Genomic DNA, 20,007 nt, shown 5'->3' with positions numbered 1-20,007 from the left:
GCGTGGCGCGCCTAACCCCCCCTATTTTCACGGGTGTTAGGGTCAACTTGCCCCACCGGCTGAATAGGTGCTAAAAAGAGGCAACACACGCGGTTTTTTCGCCGCACTTTCATCTTATGACAATCAATTTCCTGAGGATTTTTAAATGGCTATTGAGTGGACTGAACCGACTGACCTCAAAACTAAATCTGGCTTTGGTCTATTTGATAAACCAAACATGCCCTATGACGATTGGATGGAAGCTCAGGGAATTCCCATTTTCCGCGGCATCGGTATTAAAAGGGTTCAGGACTTGCCACTGAAACACTGGGATCTAATGGGTGGCAATGCCAGTTTCATCCAGCTTTGGGGCACTGAAGGTTTGTGGGGCTGTCATGTCATTGAAGTCCCCGGTGCTGGCGCGCTGAACCCGATACAGCATCTGTTTGAACAGCAATACTTTGTTGTTGAAGGCCGTGGCACCACAGAAGTCTGGGAACGAGGCCGCGAAGACCAAAAGCATGTGTTCGAATGGCAGGCCGGATCACTTTTTGCGATCCCCATTAACGCCTGCTATCGCATCATTAATGCCGCATCTTCGCCAGCAATGCTTTTGGGTGGTTCTTTGGCACCCCAGGTGTTCAACATGTTCAAAAACACCGACTTCATCATGAACTGCCCCTATAATTTTCGCGATCGCTTTGATCCCGATACGGAAGATTATTACAAAGCCAATGATGATATTGAAGCTGACCCCATCCGTGGTCTGGCCATGAAAAAGACCAACATCATTGCCGATATCGTTAATTGCGAACTGCCGCTGGATAACCGTCGTTCACCGGGTTACCGCCGGATTGAACCCCACATGGCCAACCAGAATTTCTACCTGTGGATCGGCCAGCATGAAACCGGGCGTTATTCAAAAGCCCATGCCCATGGCAGTGCCGCCGTTCTGATTTGCATCAAAGGCAAGGGCTACACCTATACCTGGCCATCATCAGAAGGCCCCACCCCGTGGAAAGATGGCAAAATGGACAAGGTCATGCGCCAGGATTACGAACCGGTGGGCATGGTGACAGCCGCACCAATGAGCGGCGAATGGTTCCACCAGCATTTCGGTGCCTCCAAAGGTCCGCTGCGCCTGACCGCATGGTTTGGCCCGGTCCACCCCGGCAAAAATTCCCGCGCCGGCGCACCTGGTGCGAAAATGAACGATTATGGTGCCATCGACATTCGCGATGGCGGCTCGGCCGTTCCCTACGATATGGAAGACCCTTACCTGCGCAAGGAATTCGAAGAAACCTTGCGTAAAGAAGGTGCGACGACCCGGATGGAAGAAGAACTCTATCAAACTCCTAAAGGTAAGTAGCACACGCAATGGCAATTGATGATGGCGCGCAGTTTTCAAACGCGGAACGTAACCTTTTGGAAGAAGACGAAATCGTCCTGATTAGTGTCGGTGTCGATATTGGCTCGTCTACATCCCATTTAGCTTTTTCACGCTTAACGCTGGAACAGCGAAATGCGCGTTACGTGGTAACCAACCGCGAATTGGTGCATGAATCGCCAATTTACTTCACCCCATATCTGGATGGTGAGGTGATTGATTCCGATGCGCTGCAAGCCTTCATCAAAAAAACCTACGAAGAATCCGGGTTCAAACAGGAAGACATCGACACCGGTGCCTTAATCCTGACCGGGGTTGCAGTGCGCAGACGCAATGCCCGGGCCATCGGTGAATTGTTTGCAGCCGATGCCGGGAAATTCGTCGCCGTCAGCGCAGGGGACGGGCTTGAATCGACCATGGCCGCCCACGGGTCCGGAGCCATCACACGATCCAAAGAAATCGACGGGCTGGTTCTGAACATCGATATCGGTGGCGGGACGACCAAGCTTGCACGGTGTCGCGGCGGCAAGGTCGAGCAAGTCACCGCCGTTGAAGGGGGCGCGCGCCTGATTGTCATGGATAAAGACGGTTCTATCAATCGTCTGGAACCCACAGGCAAGGCCTATGCCAAAGAGCTGGGCATTGACCTTAATCTTGGCGACAAACCCTCCGAACAGGATCTGGAACGCATTACCGAACGCATGGCCACGCGCATCCTTGAAGCCGCAGGGCTTTCCCCCCTCTCAGCCGAGACCGAAGCCCTGTTGCGCCTGCCCCGCCTTGATGGGGAATCTGACGTTGCAGCCCTTATTTTCTCTGGTGGGGTTTCCGAATTTGTTTACAACAACCACACAGAATCTTTCGGTGACCTTGGCCCCATGCTGGCCCGGCACGTGCGTGAAGGCGTGGAAAAGTTTTCCGCAGCGATTGAGAAACCACGCGCCACCATTCGCGCCACAGTCATTGGGGCATCCCAGTACACCATTCAAGTTTCGGGCAGCACCATTTTCATTAAGCCCGAAGACACCGTCCCTGTGCGCAACGTACCCGTCATCGCACCGGAACTTGATCTGACCCTGGACATCCTTGATCCCGACACCATCAGTGACGCCATAACCGTTGCATTAACGCGCCTTGATCTTGCAGAGGCCGATCAGCCTGTTGCGGTTTCCTTTCACTGGGGCGGTTCTGCCACTTACAAAAGGCTGGACGATTTTTGCACGGGCATCAAAAATGGTATGGCCAAATTCACGGAAAACAACCACCCGCTTATCTTGGTCAATGATCTGGATGTTGGCGGACTTTTAGGGCTCCACCTGAAAGAGGAAATGGGCATAAAAGCGGCCACCATATCCATTGATGGCATTGAATTGAGCGAGTTCGATTATATCGACATTGGCGCCATGATCCCGACATCAGGCGCGGTCCCTGTGGTCATCAAGTCGCTGGTATTCCCCGCCCCCGCCTGACCCCATTTCATAAAACACAAAGCACTTTCTAAATCACATCCCAGTGTTTCACCCAGCTTTTATCTGGCTGAAACACTGCCTCGTGCCGGTCTCAACCAGCAATTAAGGATAGAAACCCTAAAATAACTAGGTATATATACCTGTTGATGATATGTATGTGTTTATACTTGTTTTATTGAGGTTTTTTATGCAGTTATTGGGCGCTGGGTCAGTCTTGGAACACCGTCATACATTCAATCTGGCGTTTAATTAAGTCCCAAATCCACCCCCGAACCTCATTCAAACCACAGCTGAAAACAATTCAGCTGTATTCTGGCGCAGGGATTGGACGAACCTTTGATCATACAGATTTACGAACCTTCCATTACCGATCGCCTGTTCTTGCATGAGCTAAACCTTGAGGCGGGGCACCAGAGCAGGATTTCAGGAACCCCTGAAACGTTCAAGCGGCACTACACCCAAACCCCGCCCGATATGATCTTTATAACGGCCAGTGAAGATGATCCGCATTATTTGTCGCTCATTGAATTTCTGTACAGCCAAAAAAGCACGGCCCCCGTCCGGGTGCTAGTAGACTCGGAAAAAGCCGAAGCGCTTAAGGACGTGTATCCAAACCTTAATCTTAAGCATCATCGCAAACCTGAAAACACCAATCAATACACGGCGCTGATTGCTCCTATAGCGGCACTCGCTGCACAGAAAACAGAAAACGGGGGTTCATTGGAATCAGATACGAATGTCGCATCCCCCTTTGCGCCGCCAACCTTTCATTACATCGCCCAGCCAAACATGGGCATAGCGGAAGCATCAGAAGCCCTGATGGACCTGCATCTGAATACCGATGAAACCCATTTGGGATTTATACTGGCGCGCGATGTGCCAAAACTTGAAACCCTGATCGCCGGGACCCGGGCCAAAACGCCAGAAGAAATTGCAATCCAGATCATGGTCGCAATTTCGGCACTGGAACGCATCAAGGAACAATCCACATCCAAAGATGGTACGGGTTTTAATCCGATCCTTGCCATGCTCCGGTCTTCCTTTGATGGCTTCGTCGAAACCCATGGCATAGACCGGGACACGATCGGCGCACCTTTTTTTCTAGCGCCATCACAGAAGAATGACATGGCAGAAAGCAATATCTAGTCAAAAAAAGGGCGCCCGAAGGCGCCCTTTTAATGTCTCAATCTGTCTTAGCCTTTGCAATCAATGCGCTTCGCTTCCTTACCCGGTCCTGGATAAGTGAAGGTGCATTTCATACCAACCTTGATTTTTTTACGGACGGCATTTTTGCCATTAAGGGTGACGGTCGTGCGTGACCCTGAAACCTTGGCCTTGACCTCTTTGCCCTTATACATGATCGAAATACGACGACCACCGCGTTTGGTCTTGGAGACAGAGCCTGAGTGTTTAACCATCGCAACTTTGACGTTGGATATTTTATTCAAGAGCGTGACAATCTCGGCCGGCTGATCCAATAAGGTCACCACCATCTTGCGCACATCATCGCCATAAGCCGGAACTGTTTTCCGTCCTGCCTTTGCAGCAGCAGCGATAAATTTCTTGTCTTCAACAGAAGCCCTGAACACCGAACGAAGGGCGTCCAAACGGTCTTTGGGAATATTTGGCGGACCGGCTGCAATGCGCGACAGGTTACCCATGTTGGTCATTAATTTAAGAATGTTCTTGGTCTGTTGGGTTTTGGCATAATTGTTCGCATCCTGAATGCCTTTGATGTTGCCACCCACCTGCATGACAATCCGAACCGATCCGGCACGTGCATAAGAGGCCGCTGAATCTTCGCTGCCCATTAACAAATCCACTTCGCCGCGAAGCAGTGCCAAAGATGCCTGAGACCCGGAATAACCCGTGATAATTTTATGAGGAATGTTGAATGCTGTCGCAATCATGAACGCATCCGTATAAGAACCGGACCCCACCCCTGAAGCCGAGAATTTGATGACCTTCTTTTCCTTGAGGACATCTTCGAAATTCTTGTAACGTGACTTTGCCCCCGTGGTCATGGTCCGGGGTTCTGCTGCCAACTTGCCCAACCAGGACATCTTGGAAAGATCAAACCGGATGCCTTTTTTCTTTAAAATCTGAGAGAAAATAAGGCCCGTGGTAAAATTACCAATGGTCAGGCCATTGGCCTTGGCGCGGTTGATCAGATTAACGCCGATGATATGTCCTGCACCGGGACGATTTTTGACCACAAACTTCGCATCCAGCCTTTTGGACATATGCCGCGAAAGCAAGCGCCCCCAGAAATCATGGCCGCCACCCGGAGACGTGGTCACAATCCATTCTACGGTCTTGCCTTTGAAATAGTCTTTGCCTGATTTGGCCAATGCGGGTTGTGCCAACACCATGGCTGAAACCACGGCACCAACCGTCAATGCACTGGTGATTAAAAATCGATTTTGCATTTTTATAAACTCCCTGTTTTTAACTGATAATTCTTATTGAATGCATTTTTTTGAATTCAAACATGGAACATGGGAACAACTCAAGAAAAAGGGGTAAATATGCCCTTAATAAGGCGTGATTTCGGCCCGCCCTGACCCTGTGATATACCAAAGCTCTGATTTCATAGGCTTCCCTGCAACCCGGTCAGCCAACCAGTCGAACATCATCACTTCACGATCTTCGCCATTGGCTGCCGCTGGGCCGCCTTTAATGGAATGATTGGCGCTTTCATAAACCACCAAACGCTTCGGCGCCGTGATTTGATCGAACAGATCATACGTGTACTGGATCGGGGAAAGCTGATCATCTTCACCGGCAACAATCATATAAGGACAGGTCATCTTGTCTGCCACCCGGGTCAGGTCAAACCCCTGGACGAATTCATCGAATTCATCCTCATCCTCATAGCCACACATGAACATGAAACGCACCTTAAAGGTGGGGGATGCCATATTAAAAATAGTGTGCGCACCCGGTTCCTGACAAATACCGGTGGCTGACACCCCCTTGATGCGGCCCCCAAGGGCCACCGCTGCCACGGTCCCAAAGTAAGTGCCAAAGGATGAACCGCGAATGACAATGCCTTCGGAATTAATTTCCGGGCGATCACACAGCCAGTCGACCGCAGCGACCCCAGCTTCGGCAAAATTATCCGGCGTCAGGTAAATGCCCCGGCCCGGGCATTCCCCCTGCCCCGGACCATCCAGTGCCAAAACAGCCATGCCGCGTTCCAGCCCCGGATCGCCATACATGGACACGATGTTTTCCTTGGACCCATCCATGCCACCGGTCACCAGAATGCAGGGAAATGTTTCACCGGGTTTTGGTGCATGGGGCAAATGCAAATATGCAGGCAGGGCAGAATCCCCAAACGGGATTTCAACCCGTTCAATGGGGTGCGGGGCATAGGTGATATATTTAGCATAGGTATCGTTCATGCGTTCTTCCAGTTCACGCACGGTATCGTCATAGTCAAAATAGGGCCATTGGGCGGATGCATAAAACAGGGATGCTGTCATATATTCAGCACGGGCAGAAACATAGCGGTGCTGTTCTTCGAATGCATGGGCCCGGACCTCGGCCCGACGACCACCGCGTGTGAATTCCGGGCCAATATCATTGAATTTCTTCATGCGGCTGGCGGCCGCATTAAAAGATGCGGTTCCAACAGAACCAGCACGCCCGCCCTTTGAATGGATGCGTCCCTGATCCCATTCCGGTCCAACAGTCTGGATGATCATATCAAGAATCCAGCGCTGTTCCTGCCAGCGCCGGGTGCGGCGTTCTACCTTCAAATCCTTTTTCATGCTTCCCCCTGTTTTTTAACTTTCAAGCGACCACACACCCATTTTCTGTGCAAACAGGGGCAAAACAAGCCCCGGTTTGCCTCTCGTTCTGGATCGTGGTAAATGTCTGGCATAAATGTGACGGCCTCGACCGCAGGTGTCAATTGCCTGATTACGGTTGTGAACCATCACTGATCAATAACGTAAAGTATGACATCTGGGAGATTTTCATGGCCTTTTCAAAGACCCTTACTGCTTGCGCAGCTGCCCTTGGCATTGGTGCAATTGCTGCTGCCCCCTCAATTGCATCGGCTGGAGACGCTGATTATTTCAAGAAAAAGAACATCACCTTCATCGTCGCCACTGGTGCCGGTGGGGGGTTTGATTTCTGGGGCCGTTTAATCGCCAAATATATGCAAAAGAACCTGCCGGGCTCCACCTTTGTGGTGCGCAACATGCCAGGTGCGGGACATATTCTTGGCCTTAATTACATCTACAATTCAAAGCCCAACGGCCTGACCATGGGCACCTTTAATACGGCCATGTTCCTGAACCAGATTCTGGAAAAAAAGGGCATCCGCTTTGACATGGCGAAAATGAATTACCTCGGAAAATTATCCGAGAGCTATCAAATGATCATGATCAATTCCAAACTGCCCTACAAAACGATTGCTGATCTTCGCAAATCCGGCAAGGTCCTGAAGATGGCAACCGGTGGACCGGGCAGCGGACGCTGGATTTTCGCCAAGGTTTCAGAACGCGCCTTTGGCCTCAAGTTCAAGATGATCCCGGGCTACACCGGCCCTGATGCCCATTTGGCCATGATGCGTGGCGAAATTGATATCATGATGGGCGGCGTGGAAAGCAACACCCCCATGGTTAAACGTGGCCGTGGTCACTTCCTAACGGTCTATTCACCGGAACGCGATAAAGACTGGCCCAAAATGCCAACCGCCAAAGAACTGATCACCGATAACAACAGCAAACAGCTGGCAGCGATTATTACAGCCATTGGTGGCCAATGGCGCATTGCTGGCCTGCCACCCAAGGTTCCCGCCGGACGCTTGGCCGTCTTGCGCGCTGCTTATAAAAAGGGTGCTCAAGACCCTGCCTTTGCCAAATCTGTCAAGGCAGCCAACCGCTACCTGGCACCGGCCTTCGGGGCAGATGTCGACAAAGCCATTCGTAATGCGCTGAATGTCACCCCGGAAGTTCAAAAGCTGCTTAAACAAGCCGTTCTGGTCACCACCAAGGTTACCTATCTGAAACACACCGGGAAGGTCACCAAAACCAAACGCGGTGGGCGTCGCATCTGGATCAATTACAAAGGCAAAGAGGTCAAAGCCAAAATTTCTGGTTCACGGACCAAGGTCACCCTGAATGGCAAAAAATCCAAACGCAAGTTTGTGAAGCCCGGCATGACCTGCACCTTTGTGTATTTGCGCGCAGGGGCGGAAGCCAAAAACCTGATCTGCAAAAAATAAGATCGAAAACATCGTTAATCAGTGGGGGGCTTCGGCCCCCCATTTTTTTACACCTGATCGCTGCTTTGGGGTAATCTTATAGCAACAATAAAACCAAACAGGAGGCACCAATGGCCCAAATTAACAATCTTTTTGAAAAAGTGGATATTGAAAATCCGCCCAAACCACGCCAACGCACCCTGATCGCGGCACAAGAAGACCTAATTATTGCGTGCAATGTGTACAAACCCGGTGCGCGGAATGAATTCCACTACCACGTTGGCACATCCCAATCATTTCTGGTGATGAAGGGTGTCTTGACCCTTCGGACCAAAGATAGCGAAGATGGCGAAGCGACAGAAAGACATCTCAACGAAGGTGAATGTGCGCTGATTCCGGGCAACCAGTATTATCAGCTTCACAATGAAACCGATGGCAATTGCATGTTATATCAGGTGAAGAAACCCGGTGATCAAATCGTGATAGCCGGCAAAGGCCAGCTGAATAACAAGGACTACTTCACCGAAGGCCGACAGAAAGAAACCACCCTTTAAGACTTCGGGAATAAGTTTTCATATAAACCGGGTCCTTTTCAGGACCCGGTTTTGTATTAGGCTGCCCCATCTTTGGGCCGGGTTTCTTCAGATGGCGCATAGGTCTCAATAACTTTGGGCCGGGCCATCATTTCTTCTAGCCATGCACAAAGCTTGGGCAGCCGATCCGGGCTCACCAATTCCGGCACCACGCGTTCTTGGTAGCGATCAATAAATGGCAACATATTAATATCGGCCAAGGAAAAAGTGTCACCCGCAAGGTATTTTGCCTCACCCAGACAGTGTTCGGCGCGGTCCAGAATGAACCCTGCTTTTTCCTTGCTGGCGGCAAATTCTGCTTCTGAGAAGCCCCCGCCACGAACCACCTTTCGCACCACTTCGCGACGATCACGCAAAGGGTATCCCGCCAGAATTTTATCTAATGCCGCATCATCTAAATCCCTGGCCGCATTGCCAATCCCGCCCGCCCCGGAAAACGTCACCATCATATTGGGGCCCAATGCTTCATCTGCCAGTTTGCCCCAGACCCGCATCCGTGCCCGGCCTGCCGCATCTTCAGGGCGCAGGGGAACATCTGGAAATACTTCATCGATATATTCGTTGATCACCGTGGATTCGATGATGGCTACCCCGTCATGAACCAGGGTTGGCACCAGGCCGTTGGGATTGAGTTTCAAATATTCCGGCTTGTGCTGTTCAAATTTCTTCAGATTGACGAAATGGCTGACATAGGGGATACCCTTTTCACGCAGGCAAAGCCGCGTTTTTTTTGAACACGCCGTCAGGCCCGCATGATAAAGTTCCAACATCATTTCATCCCTGTTAATAATCGTTATAACCAGCGCCAGAATATCCGTATTCTGTGCTCTGGGCAAAGGCCCAAGTACCCCCTCTCATAACATTTTCACAAACGATATCCTCCCTCGACAGTCGGGGGCGGCTCTGTGATGATCAGAGACTATAAAAAAAGAATACCGGGGGAAAACAGGGGTGAATAGCAGCACAGAAGAAACTGTCGGGGGAAAACTCGACGACGAAAAAATTCAAATCCCGCTGTCTACCCAATTGGCCGTTTATGCCACCGGCACGTTTGGCAATACCATCAACAATGTCATCACAGTTGTGCTGCCGCTATGGGCGCTGCACCTGGGCGCATCCCCCATGATGATCGGGCTGGTTTTGGGTGCGCGGCATATTCTCACCACTGTGTTCTCCATTCATGGCGGGGCCTTGATGGACCGCATGGGAACGCGGCGTGTTTTGCTGTGGTTTGCCGTTTTGGGGGCTTTGACGCCGTGGATGTTCCCGTTAATGCCATGGCTGGGCGCCGTGATTTTCTTGCAGATGATTGATGGGCTTTCATCCAGCTTTGCCTGGATGGGCGCACAGGCGCAGGTTGGCCAATTGATGAAGGGCAATCCCACCTATGCCGGACGGCTCAGCTTCACAGTTCGCATTGGTCATTTGGTGGCCCCTATTGTCGCAGGGATGAGCTGGGACATGTTCGGCCCCTGGGGCGGCTTTTCCGTCCTTGGTTTCTGGGGGCTGGGCATTCTGGTTTCCGCCCTGACACTCCCCAAACCACCAGAAGGCGCGCATGCGCCGCAGGTTCGCTTGCGCGTTTCCGATGTCATGCCCAGGCTATCTGATTATATCGATGCCATCCGCATGCTGGCCATCCCGACCATCTTGCTGGTTGTCATGGCGTCGACGCTGCGCATGGCGGGACAGGGCATGCACACCTCATTCTATGTGGTCTATCTGGAAGGCATTGGCCTGACCGGCACCTTGATCGGCACCTTGCTGTCCATCGGCTCGTTGGTGGGTTTTGCCGGTGCCTTATCCGTGGCACCGCTGGCAAAACGCCTGCCGCCAAACTGGCTTCTGTTGGGGGTCGTGATCGGCGGGGTGCTCGCCATCACCGTGACACCATTGCTGGGGGGCATCTTCTGGCTGCTGGCCGCCGCCTCAGGGTTCAGAGGCGGGGCCATGGCATTGGCGCAACCTTTAATGATTTCCGTGTTGTCACGATCCGCCGGTAAGGCCCAAGGAAAGGCCGTGGGCATCCGCGCCACAGCCAACCGGCTGGTTTCCTTCGTGATACCCGTGGTCATGGGCGCCGTGGTGGAACTGGTGGGGCTTGAGGCCAGCTTCATGGTCATTGGCGGCGCGCTGATGGTGGTCGCCATCTACATCGCCTACTTCATCCGTAGCACACCCGAGGCCTGAAAAACCCCAATTAAAAACCCATGCTAGCTTTTATACACCCGATGCTGGGGACGTTCAGAAAGCAGGTTTTCTTTGCCAAAACTGGTAACTTCGCCAAAAGCATCGGACTGAATAAAGGTCTGAAAAGCTTCGTGCTCGGACCAGTTGCTGACGATCAAGAAAGACGCATCATCGTTCACATCCTGGAACAAATTTGATTCCTCATGTCCCGCAGCGCCATCAAGGGCGGTCATAACGGCACAGAATTTTTCGATGAATTCGGCCTGTTTTCCGGGCAATGTGTGATAATTCATGCCAATTGTGACCATGCGGGCTGTCTCCTGATGTGGGGATTTATAGTGATTCTAAGGTCGCTGAGAATAGCAGTCATTACATCAAGAGCAACATCAATATTGCGCTATGCATGAACCTAGTTTTCGCATACGATTTTAAAAAATATGCGTTAGACGTGAATCACTTTAGGTAACAAAAAACGTATAACAGGCAGGGGAGACATCGATGAAAAAAGATGATTTAAAACCCGACGACATTGACCCCCAAATTTATGATCTTTACGACGAATATTGTCATTCCCTGATGGAACGTCGCGAGTTTCTGAAACGCGCCGCTGCCATCACCATTATTGGTGGCGGGTCTGCACTTGTCATGGCGGAGGCATTGCTGCCACGTTATGCCGAAGCACAAATGATTTCCTTTACCGACAAACGCATCAAGGCACGCTATGTAACCTACGATTCGCCCGGCGGAAATTCCGGAAAGATGCGTGGCTATCTTGTCCATCCTGTTGGCAAAGGCCCATTCCCATCGGTTTTGGTTGTCCATGAAAACCGGGGCCTCAACCCGCATATCGAAGATGTCGCACGGCGTGCGGCCACGGAGGGTTTTCTGGCATTTGCCCCTGATGGGCTATACCCCGCAGGGGGCTATCCCGGGAATGATGATGATGGCAAAGTTTTGCAGAAAAGCCTCAGCTGCGACAAGATCAAGGTTGACATGCTGAACGGTGCCAAATTTATAAAATCCCACGCCTTGTCCAATGGCAAACTGGGCACGACCGGCTTTTGCTTTGGTGGCAGTGTGGCCAATTATCTGGCGGTCAACATGGGCAGCGACCTGAATGCCGCCGCACCTTTTTATGGAAGTGCGCCCAAAAAAGCGGCCGATGTCGCAAAAATAAAGGCACCCCTGCTGATCCATTATGCCGAGAATGATCGGCGTGTGAACAGATCACGTAAGGGCTATGAAAAAGCACTCAAGGCAAACAATGCTTCGTTTGAAATGCACAGCTACGCCGGAACCCGCCATGGGTTCCACAATAATTCGACCAAGCGTTACAACGAAGCCGCCGCAAAACTGGCATGGAAACGCACCATGGCATTCTTCAAAAAACACCTGTCATAATTTGGTGTGAATTTTATAATTCAAACCTTAGCGGCGGCACATCATGTGTCGCCGCTTTCTTTTGTCTTTAAGCCAAATAGAATTATTGACTGACGGGGGGTGTTTCCAGGCTGGATTCAAGTGTTTTTCGTTGCGACCAAACTGCCAACCAGACAAAGATGCAGATGGCTCCCCCGATCAAAACTGGCAGGCGCAGTCCAATATAATCTGCAACCAAACCCAGCGACAACGCACCAAATGCGGGCACGCCCAGCATCACCATGCCATGGACGCTGATCACCCTGCCCCGAAAATTGGGTTCTACCGCCGATTGGATAAGGGTTTGGCTGGAAACGTTCAGGGTAATAAATCCAAAGCCCAGCAAGGCGATGAAGAAAACACCCAGATAGAAAACATCTGTTGCTGCGAATGCCATCAATAACAGGGCCAAGAACAAAACACTCAACAGGCTGATCCGGGTCAAGCCTTCAATCCCCGATGGCCGCGACGCAAGCCAGACCGCACCGCACGTTGCCCCGATCCCGTGCGCACTTAACAACATGGCCAATCCATCGGCTCCGCGTTCAAACACCTGGCCTGCAAAGCCCGGCAATAAATCGGTCACCGGTTTGGCAATGATCCCCATAATGATCAACAGCACCAGCTGCATCCGAATGCCCCTATGGGATTTTAGATAAGCAAGGCCTTCACGGGTTTCAGAAATTACAGAACGGGTTTGGCGTTTTCGGGGCGTCGTATCTGCGTGCATCACCCCCAGAATGATCGAATAAAACAACAACATCCCGGCCGTGGTCGCAAACCCCCACCCGGTTCCCGCACCAACAATGATCAGCCCGCCAATGGCAGGGCCAATAAAGCGCGTGCCGTTATGGGTGATGGACCCAATAGCAAGGGCGGGTGCCAACAAATCGCGGCCCACCAGATGGTGAATCAAAGCCCCCCTAGACGGCCGATTGAATGCCATCAAACACCCCCTAAACATGGTCAGGCCAAACAACAGCCAGATGTTCATAAGCCCCATTAGGGTCAGCACCGCCAACGTGGCGGCAAACACCATGGCCAGGCCCTGAGTAATACGCATCAGCCTGAAATAATTGACGCGATCAACAAGGGTTCCTGCAAACAATCCCAACACCAAAGAGGGCACCATTTCAGCCATAACGATCCCACCCAGCCAGGCAGTGGATTTGGTCATCTCCCAGGCCAGCCACCCCATGGACATGCGTAAAATCCACACCCCCAAACCATGGGCAACATTGCCAATCACATATAACCGGTAATCACGGATATGCAGACATTGGCGAATGGAATCAAAACCACCGGGTATTTTCATGCACTCTGGCCCTTAAATAAGGATAGGTAAAAAGCGGGCCCCATTTCGGGGCCCGCCAATACAGTTTTATAAATGCTATTTTACTTTGTGCATTCAAGCTTTCCGGCGGTTGACTTATTGCCTTCCCACCAGATTTTACACGTCATGCCTTTTTTGACCTTTTTACGCTTGGCCTTCTTGCCATTGATTTTGACCTTGGTGTAGCGCTTGCGCATGCGGGTCTTGTATTTTTTACCGGCAACCTTGAACTCCAGCTTGCCCTTTCGCTTCACCTTGGAAATCTTGCCGGTGATGGTCTGCCAATTCACGGTGCGCCGGGTTGATTTTGGGTTTTCGACGATCATTTTGTAACGCGCGATCAGCGGTTTCGGCATGGCCATCATCTGGGCAACGATCTGGTCGACCTCTGACCCGCTCTTGGGGCTAACATCGATGCGAAGTTTTTTGGCATCCCCCATATAGCCAGGGTTGCGCTGGGTTTCCATGAAGGCTTTGCGCAAAATTTTGGTCCGTGCAGCAGGCAGGCCCGGAGGTGCCGCATAGGGACGCGCCATATAGAACGCCGTTTCCAGCATGGCAATCAGATCACGATCTTCCTGGCGGGTGGCCAGTTCCTTTGCTGTGGGCACATCCTTCAGGTCCGAGTGACGGTTCAGACCCCGGGCAAACTGCACCAGAGGAACCCGTTCTGCGCGCCAATTGCCCATGGTACGAAGCGATGACAAGCCCTGGGTGCGGCCATCCATTTCACCACGGGTAATGGCCAGATTAATGGCACTGCCGCCGGGATAGCCATGGACCAGTTTGATGTTGATGCCCAACGCATCTTTCAAAACCAGCGGAATATCAAACCCGGTGGAGCCATGATTGGTAGACCCAAAGGTTACCTGTTTGGGATTTTTACCCATGAGCTGGCGCACCGATGTAATGCCGGCTTTCTTATGCACCGTTAACAGATAGGCATCATTGGCGTAACTGGAAGTGGAACCGATCCAGGTGAATTTCACCGGATCAAAGCGAACATTCTTGCCTTTTCCGGTCAGGGCCAACAGTGGCAAGCCACGGGAAAAGGTGCCAAACACCGTGCCGTCTTTGGGGGCCTTGTGATAAATGTAATTAGCGGCCCTGAGGCTGCCTGCACCGGTCATGTTTTTCACGATGACCGTGGGGTTTCCGGGCACAAACTTGCCCATATTCCGCCCAAGGGTGCGGGCGTAAAGATCATACCCACCGCCGGGGCTGTACCCGACTAATATCTTGATGGTTTTTCCCTTAAAAAAATCGGCGGCCCCTGCGGGTGCCAACGGAGCCGCGACGGCGAGCGCCGCCCCCAAAGCTGCCGCAGTGATGATATTTGATATTTTTTTCATGATGCTCTCCCAATAAAAAATGTTTTTAGATTTCTTTCTTTATTAATCCGCAACCGGTTCCCGGTCTTTGCGAACCCGTTCAAACCCATTGACCGAAAGATCAAAATTATTGCCATCGGGATCAAAGGCCCGCATTTCGGCATAATGGCGATCAGCTGGCCGTTTGGCAGGTGCTGGCACCCCTGCGGTTTCCAGCTTCGCCGTGATGTCTGCCATATCGTCGATGTGAAAGCCAAAATGGTTTAGCCCACTGGGCTTTCCCTCGGCCTTATTGGTCAACAAGGCAATGTTCAGATAGCCATCGGTCATAAAGATGTTGCCGCTGTCGGCGCGTTGTTGAATTTCCAGTCCAAAGACATCGACATAAAACTTGGCAAGCTTGTCTGGATCTGTGGTGACAATGGCAAGGTGGCGTATCTTGGCCATGCTGATTCTCCCCTATAATTAGCGCCTGATTCTAAAACCTGACCGGCACCTTTTGTTTTCAAGAATACTAGAGGCGTATCCGACCAAATGGAACGCTTTATATGCCGGGCAGGCCCGGATTTAGCTGATTACCAGCGTATTTTCGTCTGTGTGCTCAAACACTTGGCCGTAAATATCCACCATGGTTGTGTCGCAATAGGTCATCCACCATGGTTGTGTCGCAATAGGTCATTGTGCCATTGCCAACGGTTAGTTCTTCGCTGAAGGCAACGGTCGATGCCTTGTCTGCCATGAAGGGGGATTGAATAATCTTCCACTTTTCATCATCGATCTTGGCTGACACCTTAATCACGGCGCGGCCTTCCCCATCGGTTTCCCCATTATAGGTGCCCCCCGCCAACACACACACCGCGCGCGGGATAGACAGGGAATGCATGATGATGTTCGTCGCCTGATCCCACATCCAATAACCGGTTTCATTGTGGAAAATATCGCCATTTGATTTGCGCTGGACGATCTTGTGATAATGGATGGCCGCAAGGTTCTGTTCCCCTGCATTGGTGACCCCACCCACAACAGAATTGGTAATGGTTTCAAAAAACGGGTTGGTTTCAGACCCATCAGGTTCCGGTGCCACATCCACGCCTTCAGCACCCTTCCAAACCCCGATCATCAATGCCAACGGCCCAAATTCCACCCCATCAATTTTGCTCATTTTATCCTCGTTTCTTAATAAGCCCCGCCAAGGTTCGAGGGTACCCGCCCCGCAACGCGTCACAAAGGTAAAAATCTTATAAAACAGCCCTTTTTTGAGGCTTTATGGGCGCGCTATCGCAATCATATGGGTGGGGGTGTTTGAAACTCTTGACCCGGTGATCTTAGGATTGTATCCAATGCCCATTGGGCCGGGGTAGCTCAGCTGGTTAGAGCACGGGAATCATAATCCTGGTGTCGGGGGTTCAAGTCCCTCTCCCGGTACCAACTTTCTTGGTACGTAATTAATAAGCACCAAAACTTCTTGGTATATTTTATTATCCGCCCATGAGGGGAGAGCTGGTGATCCAGCCCCCGCCCAAAACCCTGCTGCCATCATAAATGACACACGCTTGGCCCGGGGCGACGCCCTGTTCGGGGATATCAAAACGCACTTCTGCGCGCGCACCGGGCAGCCGCCACAATTTGGCCCCCACTGCGGGGCGCGCGGATCTAATTTTCACCATCACAGGAATGCCATCGGTATCGGGCGTTGAATCAGATGCGTCTTCATCGCCCAGCCAATTCACCTCTGACAGGCTGATCCCGGGGCGGCCAAGGGCCGTTTTCGGACCAACGATCACCAAAGCCTCGTCTGCATCAAGGCGGATCACATACAGGGGTTCTTCCGCACTGTCCGCACGGCCCCCAACGCCAATGCCCCGGCGCTGGCCAATGGTGTAATGGATGATGCCTTCGTGATCCCCCAAAACGGTGCCATCAATATGGACAATTTTTCCCGGACGAACGGCACCGGGGCGCAATTTTTCAATGACGCTGGCATACGACCCATTGGGCACGAAACAAATATCCTGGCTGTCGGGCTTGGCCGCCACTGGCAGGGCAAACCGTTCGGCCAAGGCCCGGGTTTCAGATTTCCCCGACATGGCGCCCAAGGGAAACCGCAGGAAGGAAAGCTGTTCGCGGGTGGTGGCAAACAGGAAATAGCTCTGGTCTTTTATGGCGTCTGTTGCTGCGTGCAGTTCCGGGCCCGATGGGCCAAGGCGGCGTTGCACATAATGGCCCGTGGCCAGCGCATCGGCGCCCAGTTCCTTGGCTGTTTTCACCAGATCGCGGAATTTGACCGTCTGGTTACAGCGCACACAGGGGATCGGGGTTTCACCGCGCAAATAGGCATCGGCAAATTCATCCATCACTTCTTCGCGAAACCGGCTTTCATAATCCAGAACATAATGGGGAATGTCGATGCGTGCAGCCACGGTGCGGGCATCGTGAATGTCTTGACCGGCACAGCACGCCCCTTTGCGCGCAATGGCTTCGCCATGATCATAAAGCTGTAGGGTTATGCCAATCACCTCATAGCCCTGTTCCACCAGCAAGGCAGCCGTTGCCGACGAATCAACACCACCCGACATGGCCACCACCACCTTTGTGTCCGCAGGTGCCTTACCCGGGATCAGGGGCGCGTGGACTTCAAGGTTTTCTGTGGCTGTCGCCATGGGCGGTCAATCGCTTTGTGCGTTATAGGTTTCTTTTGGCAAGGTCACGGTCAGGCCGTTTAGATCATCGCTCATGATAATCTGGCAGCCAAGACGCGAGGTTGCCGTCAGGCCAAAGGCCAGGTCCAGCATGTCTTCTTCGTCTTCCGATGCCTCTGCCAAACGACCAATGTCTTCGGGGGCAACCACCACATGACAGGTTGAACACGCCAGCGATCCTTCGCAGGCGCCTTCGATGTCGATGTCGTTGGTGCGGGCAATCTCCAGAACCGAAAGGCCATTGGGCGCATCCACTTCGGATTTTGATCCATCTTTATTAATAAAGGTCATGGAAGGCATGGTTTTTCCTTAAGAATAAAAACTAAAACTATCTTGCGGCGTCTTCTATAGCCCGATCTCCCAGGCTGCGCCAAGCATCAATAAAGGCATCCCCATCGGCCGTGGTGGTGCCAAAGCCCAGAGAGACGCGAATGGCCGACGTTGCGATGTCTGGCGCCAAGCCCATAGCTGACAAAACATGGGATGCCTCAACCTTACCCGATGAACAGGCCGAACCGGCACTGACCTGAACTCCGGCAAGGTCCAGTGCGATCACTTGGGTTTCTGCTTTTCTACCCGGCACCGCAATGCACGATGTGTTGAATAATCTGGGTGCCGATGCACCAATGATCACCGCATCATTGGCCTGTTCCTTGACCGCTGTTTCTATGCGGTCACGAATTTTTGCCAATCGTTCTGGTTCAGTAACCCCTGCGGCTTCTTCTGCCGCATGGGTTGCTGCCACCCCGAAACCGACGATGCCCGGAACATTTTCTGTGCCTGCGCGAAAACCCCGTTCCTGACCGCCGCCGGAAATCAAGGGCGCAATCACCCGTCCCGGCTTTACGATTAAGGCCCCAATGCCCTTTGGCCCACCAATTTTATGGGCAGACAGGCTCATGAAATCAAAATCAAACCCGGCAAAATCCAGAACAACGCGCCCCGCTGCCTGAACCGCATCGCAATGGATCAATGCACCATGGGCCCGGGCAATGCGCACGACATCACGAACGGGCTGAATAACCCCTGTTTCATTATTGGCCATCATCACCGAAACCAGAACCGGGCCAGCATCCGGGCTTTCGTTTGAATCTTGATCCAGCACTTGTTCAAGCTCTGCCATATCGGCAACGCCATCCCCATCTACCCCGATCATGGCAAACCCGTTGGGGCGCTCCGCTGCGGGGCGCAAAACTGAGGGATGCTCCACCGCAGAAACAATAATGCGCCGGGGCTTTGATCCATACAGGGCCAAATTATTGGCCTCCGACCCGGTTGCGGTAAACACCACCGATGCCGGTGCCACCCCACAAAGGGCAGCCACCTGTATACGGGCATCCTCTACGGCTGCCCGCGCAGCCCGGCCTGCGCCATGAACCGATGACGGATTGCCCGGCAATCCCAATGCCCAATCGACGGCTTCACGCACACTGGAACGCACCGGGGCAGTTGCATTATAATCAAGATAATGGGGCATCAATCCGAACCGTCATGAATGCGCATTGAGGGAATCAATTTTTAGGCACACGGGTACCAAGACCACCCGCATCTTGGGACCGGGGTTCCGGGGACGCCGCTTTTTCAGCCTCCACCAAACGCGATTCCATGTCTTTCAGCTGAGCCTGAAGGCTGGTCACCTGATCGCACAAGCCATCAATGGCCCGCGCAACTGGGTCCGGCAAATCAGCACTTGGGGTGCCATAGGCACAAAACCCACGATCCGCTTTCTCTTCCTGATTTTTTGCTCTTGGCTGCACCATGCGGGCCGGAATTCCCACCATGGTCACGCCACTGGGAACATCGCGCAACACCACCGCATTGGCACCAATTCTGGCATTTTCACCAACCGTCAAGGGGCCAAGCACCTGTGCGCCTGCGCCCACAACGACCTTGTCTTCAATGGTTGGGTGGCGTTTGCCACCTGCCAGAGACGTGCCGCCCAGGGTAACGCCTTGATACAGGGTCACATCATTGCCAATGATGGCCGTTTCACCGATCACCACACCCATGCCATGATCGATAAACAACCGCTGCCCAACAACGGCACCGGGATGGATTTCAATGCCGGTAATCCAACGGCCAACCTGTGACAGCAGTCGGCCAAGAAAATACAAATGCCAGCCCCACAGCTTGTGCGACATGCGATAGAAAATCAGGGCATGGAAACCGGGGTACGAAAATACCACGTCCAACCGCGATCGCGCCGCCGGATCACGGGCCATGGTCTGATCTATCGCTTCAATCAGGTTTTTAAATAACATCCGTTTTGCACTCTTGTGATCGATCAACCCGCACGTTGGGCCCGGGCTCACCAAATCGGGGGAAAACCGCCCTGGGCCTGCAGGAAAAACCCTGCCAATACAGGTGCTTGTCAGCAGTCGTTAAATTA

18 protein-coding genes, 1 tRNA gene and 1 pseudogene are annotated in these 20,007 nt (G+C 52.4%); 8 read left to right on the top strand and 12 right to left on the bottom strand.

All coding sequences use genetic code 11. The features are described 5' to 3' along the window. The first annotated feature begins 145 nt into the window (after positions 1 to 145). The 3 genes from HOJ08_05030 to HOJ08_05020 all read left to right on the top strand — a co-directional run bounded on the left by HOJ08_05030 (position 146) and on the right by HOJ08_05020 (position 3,981). Complete coding sequence (locus HOJ08_05030; protein MBT5672798.1) at positions 146 to 1,348, top strand: cupin; 1,203 nt, start codon at positions 146 to 148, stop codon at positions 1,346 to 1,348. A gap of 8 nt (positions 1,349 to 1,356) precedes the next feature. Further along, positions 1,357 to 2,835 carry an ethanolamine utilization protein EutA gene (locus tag HOJ08_05025; protein MBT5672797.1) on the top strand — a complete coding sequence of 493 codons (1,479 nt, stop codon included), beginning with the start codon at positions 1,357 to 1,359 and terminating at the stop codon, positions 2,833 to 2,835. 336 nt (positions 2,836 to 3,171) lie between these two features. Then, positions 3,172 to 3,981 carry a hypothetical protein gene (locus tag HOJ08_05020; protein ID MBT5672796.1) on the top strand — a complete coding sequence of 270 codons (810 nt, stop codon included), beginning with the start codon at positions 3,172 to 3,174 and terminating at the stop codon, positions 3,979 to 3,981. A gap of 47 nt (positions 3,982 to 4,028) precedes the next feature. On the opposite strand, the gene HOJ08_05015 is transcribed toward HOJ08_05020, so the two are convergent. Both HOJ08_05015 and HOJ08_05010 read right to left on the bottom strand, forming a co-directional pair. Beyond that, entirely contained in the window at positions 4,029 to 5,264 is a 1,236-nt protein-coding gene (locus HOJ08_05015) for a hypothetical protein (GenBank protein MBT5672795.1), read from the bottom strand. Positions 5,265 to 5,369: 105 nt separating this feature from the next. After that, complete coding sequence (locus HOJ08_05010; protein ID MBT5672794.1) at positions 5,370 to 6,611, bottom strand: alpha/beta hydrolase; 1,242 nt, start codon at positions 6,609 to 6,611, stop codon at positions 5,370 to 5,372. Between the two features lie 209 nt (positions 6,612 to 6,820). Here HOJ08_05010 and HOJ08_05005 point away from each other — a divergent pair, with 209 nt between their 5' ends. After that, positions 6,821 to 8,074: a tripartite tricarboxylate transporter substrate binding protein gene (locus tag HOJ08_05005; protein ID MBT5672793.1), complete on the top strand. Its 1,254-nt coding sequence runs from the start codon at positions 6,821 to 6,823 to the stop codon at positions 8,072 to 8,074. A 110-nt stretch (positions 8,075 to 8,184) separates the two neighbouring features. Continuing rightward, positions 8,185 to 8,607 (top strand): cupin domain-containing protein, encoded by a 423-nt coding sequence (locus HOJ08_05000; GenBank protein MBT5672792.1) that lies wholly within the window; start codon positions 8,185 to 8,187, stop codon positions 8,605 to 8,607. Positions 8,608 to 8,663: 56 nt separating this feature from the next. On the opposite strand, the gene HOJ08_04995 is transcribed toward HOJ08_05000, so the two are convergent. After that, positions 8,664 to 9,482 carry a glutathione S-transferase family protein gene (locus HOJ08_04995; GenBank protein ID MBT5672791.1) on the bottom strand — a complete coding sequence of 273 codons (819 nt, stop codon included), beginning with the start codon at positions 9,480 to 9,482 and terminating at the stop codon, positions 8,664 to 8,666. A gap of 115 nt (positions 9,483 to 9,597) precedes the next feature. On the opposite strand from HOJ08_04995, the gene HOJ08_04990 reads away from it, so the two are divergent. Then, on the top strand, positions 9,598 to 10,836 hold the full coding sequence (locus HOJ08_04990; GenBank protein MBT5672790.1) for an MFS transporter: 1,239 nt from the start codon (positions 9,598 to 9,600) through the stop codon (positions 10,834 to 10,836). 23 nt (positions 10,837 to 10,859) lie between these two features. On the opposite strand, the gene HOJ08_04985 is transcribed toward HOJ08_04990, so the two are convergent. After that, positions 10,860 to 11,144: an antibiotic biosynthesis monooxygenase gene (locus HOJ08_04985; GenBank protein MBT5672789.1), complete on the bottom strand. Its 285-nt coding sequence runs from the start codon at positions 11,142 to 11,144 to the stop codon at positions 10,860 to 10,862. Between the two features lie 190 nt (positions 11,145 to 11,334). Here HOJ08_04985 and HOJ08_04980 point away from each other — a divergent pair, with 190 nt between their 5' ends. Continuing rightward, positions 11,335 to 12,237 carry a dienelactone hydrolase family protein gene (locus HOJ08_04980; GenBank protein MBT5672788.1) on the top strand — a complete coding sequence of 301 codons (903 nt, stop codon included), beginning with the start codon at positions 11,335 to 11,337 and terminating at the stop codon, positions 12,235 to 12,237. Between the two features lie 82 nt (positions 12,238 to 12,319). Here the strand turns inward: HOJ08_04980 and HOJ08_04975 are convergent, their stop codons facing one another. The 4 genes and pseudogenes from HOJ08_04975 to HOJ08_04960 form a co-directional block, all read right to left on the bottom strand. Continuing rightward, complete coding sequence (locus HOJ08_04975) at positions 12,320 to 13,570, bottom strand: MFS transporter (GenBank protein ID MBT5672787.1); 1,251 nt, start codon at positions 13,568 to 13,570, stop codon at positions 12,320 to 12,322. Between the two features lie 80 nt (positions 13,571 to 13,650). Beyond that, positions 13,651 to 14,940 carry a hypothetical protein gene (locus HOJ08_04970; protein ID MBT5672786.1) on the bottom strand — a complete coding sequence of 430 codons (1,290 nt, stop codon included), beginning with the start codon at positions 14,938 to 14,940 and terminating at the stop codon, positions 13,651 to 13,653. A 42-nt stretch (positions 14,941 to 14,982) separates the two neighbouring features. Next, positions 14,983 to 15,366, bottom strand: a complete 384-nt coding sequence (locus HOJ08_04965) for a VOC family protein (GenBank protein ID MBT5672785.1) — start codon at positions 15,364 to 15,366, stop codon at positions 14,983 to 14,985. 120 nt (positions 15,367 to 15,486) lie between these two features. Then, a pseudogene (locus tag HOJ08_04960) lies at positions 15,487 to 16,081 on the bottom strand (FABP family protein). A gap of 189 nt (positions 16,082 to 16,270) precedes the next feature. On the opposite strand from HOJ08_04960, the gene HOJ08_04955 reads away from it, so the two are divergent. Then, a tRNA-Met gene (locus tag HOJ08_04955) sits at positions 16,271 to 16,347 on the top strand. A gap of 50 nt (positions 16,348 to 16,397) precedes the next feature. On the opposite strand, the gene mnmA is transcribed toward HOJ08_04955, so the two are convergent. From mnmA to cysE, 4 genes are read right to left on the bottom strand one after another with little or no spacing between them, the layout of a single operon-like run. Beyond that, on the bottom strand, positions 16,398 to 17,579 hold the full coding sequence (gene mnmA / locus HOJ08_04950; GenBank protein MBT5672784.1) for a tRNA 2-thiouridine(34) synthase MnmA: 1,182 nt from the start codon (positions 17,577 to 17,579) through the stop codon (positions 16,398 to 16,400). 6 nt (positions 17,580 to 17,585) lie between these two features. Beyond that, positions 17,586 to 17,918 carry a 2Fe-2S iron-sulfur cluster binding domain-containing protein gene (locus HOJ08_04945; protein MBT5672783.1) on the bottom strand — a complete coding sequence of 111 codons (333 nt, stop codon included), beginning with the start codon at positions 17,916 to 17,918 and terminating at the stop codon, positions 17,586 to 17,588. A 28-nt stretch (positions 17,919 to 17,946) separates the two neighbouring features. Further along, positions 17,947 to 19,095, bottom strand: coding sequence for a cysteine desulfurase (locus HOJ08_04940; GenBank protein ID MBT5672782.1), 1,149 nt, complete (start codon positions 19,093 to 19,095; stop codon positions 17,947 to 17,949). A gap of 34 nt (positions 19,096 to 19,129) precedes the next feature. Beyond that, entirely contained in the window at positions 19,130 to 19,879 is a 750-nt protein-coding gene (gene cysE, locus HOJ08_04935) for a serine O-acetyltransferase (GenBank protein ID MBT5672781.1), read from the bottom strand. Positions 19,880 to 20,007: the final 128 nt, after the last annotated feature.

The sequence above is a fragment of the Rhodospirillales bacterium genome, from assembly GCA_018666775.1.
In the GTDB taxonomy this organism is placed as follows: Bacteria; Pseudomonadota; Alphaproteobacteria; order SMXQ01; family SMXQ01; genus JABIXC01.
This window is presented reverse-complemented; position numbering and strand designations above follow the sequence as displayed.

Bases quoted from the DNA above. Each gene is read 5' to 3' on its own strand.
- HOJ08_04985 (MBT5672789.1), bottom strand. From the start codon at position 11,144: ATGGTCACAATTGGCATGAATTATCACACATTGCCCGGAAAACAGGCC.
- HOJ08_05030 (MBT5672798.1), top strand. From the start codon at position 146: ATGGCTATTGAGTGGACTGAACCGACTGACCTCAAAACTAAATCTGGC.
- HOJ08_05000 (MBT5672792.1), top strand. From the start codon at position 8,185: ATGGCCCAAATTAACAATCTTTTTGAAAAAGTGGATATTGAAAATCCG.
- HOJ08_05015 (MBT5672795.1), bottom strand. From the start codon at position 5,264: ATGCAAAATCGATTTTTAATCACCAGTGCATTGACGGTTGGTGCCGTG.
- HOJ08_04975 (MBT5672787.1), bottom strand. From the start codon at position 13,570: ATGAAAATACCCGGTGGTTTTGATTCCATTCGCCAATGTCTGCATATC.
- HOJ08_04940 (MBT5672782.1), bottom strand. From the start codon at position 19,095: ATGCCCCATTATCTTGATTATAATGCAACTGCCCCGGTGCGTTCCAGT.
- HOJ08_05010 (MBT5672794.1), bottom strand. From the start codon at position 6,611: ATGAAAAAGGATTTGAAGGTAGAACGCCGCACCCGGCGCTGGCAGGAA.
- HOJ08_04945 (MBT5672783.1), bottom strand. From the start codon at position 17,918: ATGCCTTCCATGACCTTTATTAATAAAGATGGATCAAAATCCGAAGTG.
- HOJ08_04980 (MBT5672788.1), top strand. From the start codon at position 11,335: ATGAAAAAAGATGATTTAAAACCCGACGACATTGACCCCCAAATTTAT.
- mnmA (MBT5672784.1), bottom strand. From the start codon at position 17,579: ATGGCGACAGCCACAGAAAACCTTGAAGTCCACGCGCCCCTGATCCCG.
- HOJ08_05005 (MBT5672793.1), top strand. From the start codon at position 6,821: ATGGCCTTTTCAAAGACCCTTACTGCTTGCGCAGCTGCCCTTGGCATT.
- cysE (MBT5672781.1), bottom strand. From the start codon at position 19,879: ATGTTATTTAAAAACCTGATTGAAGCGATAGATCAGACCATGGCCCGT.
- HOJ08_04970 (MBT5672786.1), bottom strand. From the start codon at position 14,940: ATGAAAAAAATATCAAATATCATCACTGCGGCAGCTTTGGGGGCGGCG.
- HOJ08_04965 (MBT5672785.1), bottom strand. From the start codon at position 15,366: ATGGCCAAGATACGCCACCTTGCCATTGTCACCACAGATCCAGACAAG.
- HOJ08_05025 (MBT5672797.1), top strand. From the start codon at position 1,357: ATGGCAATTGATGATGGCGCGCAGTTTTCAAACGCGGAACGTAACCTT.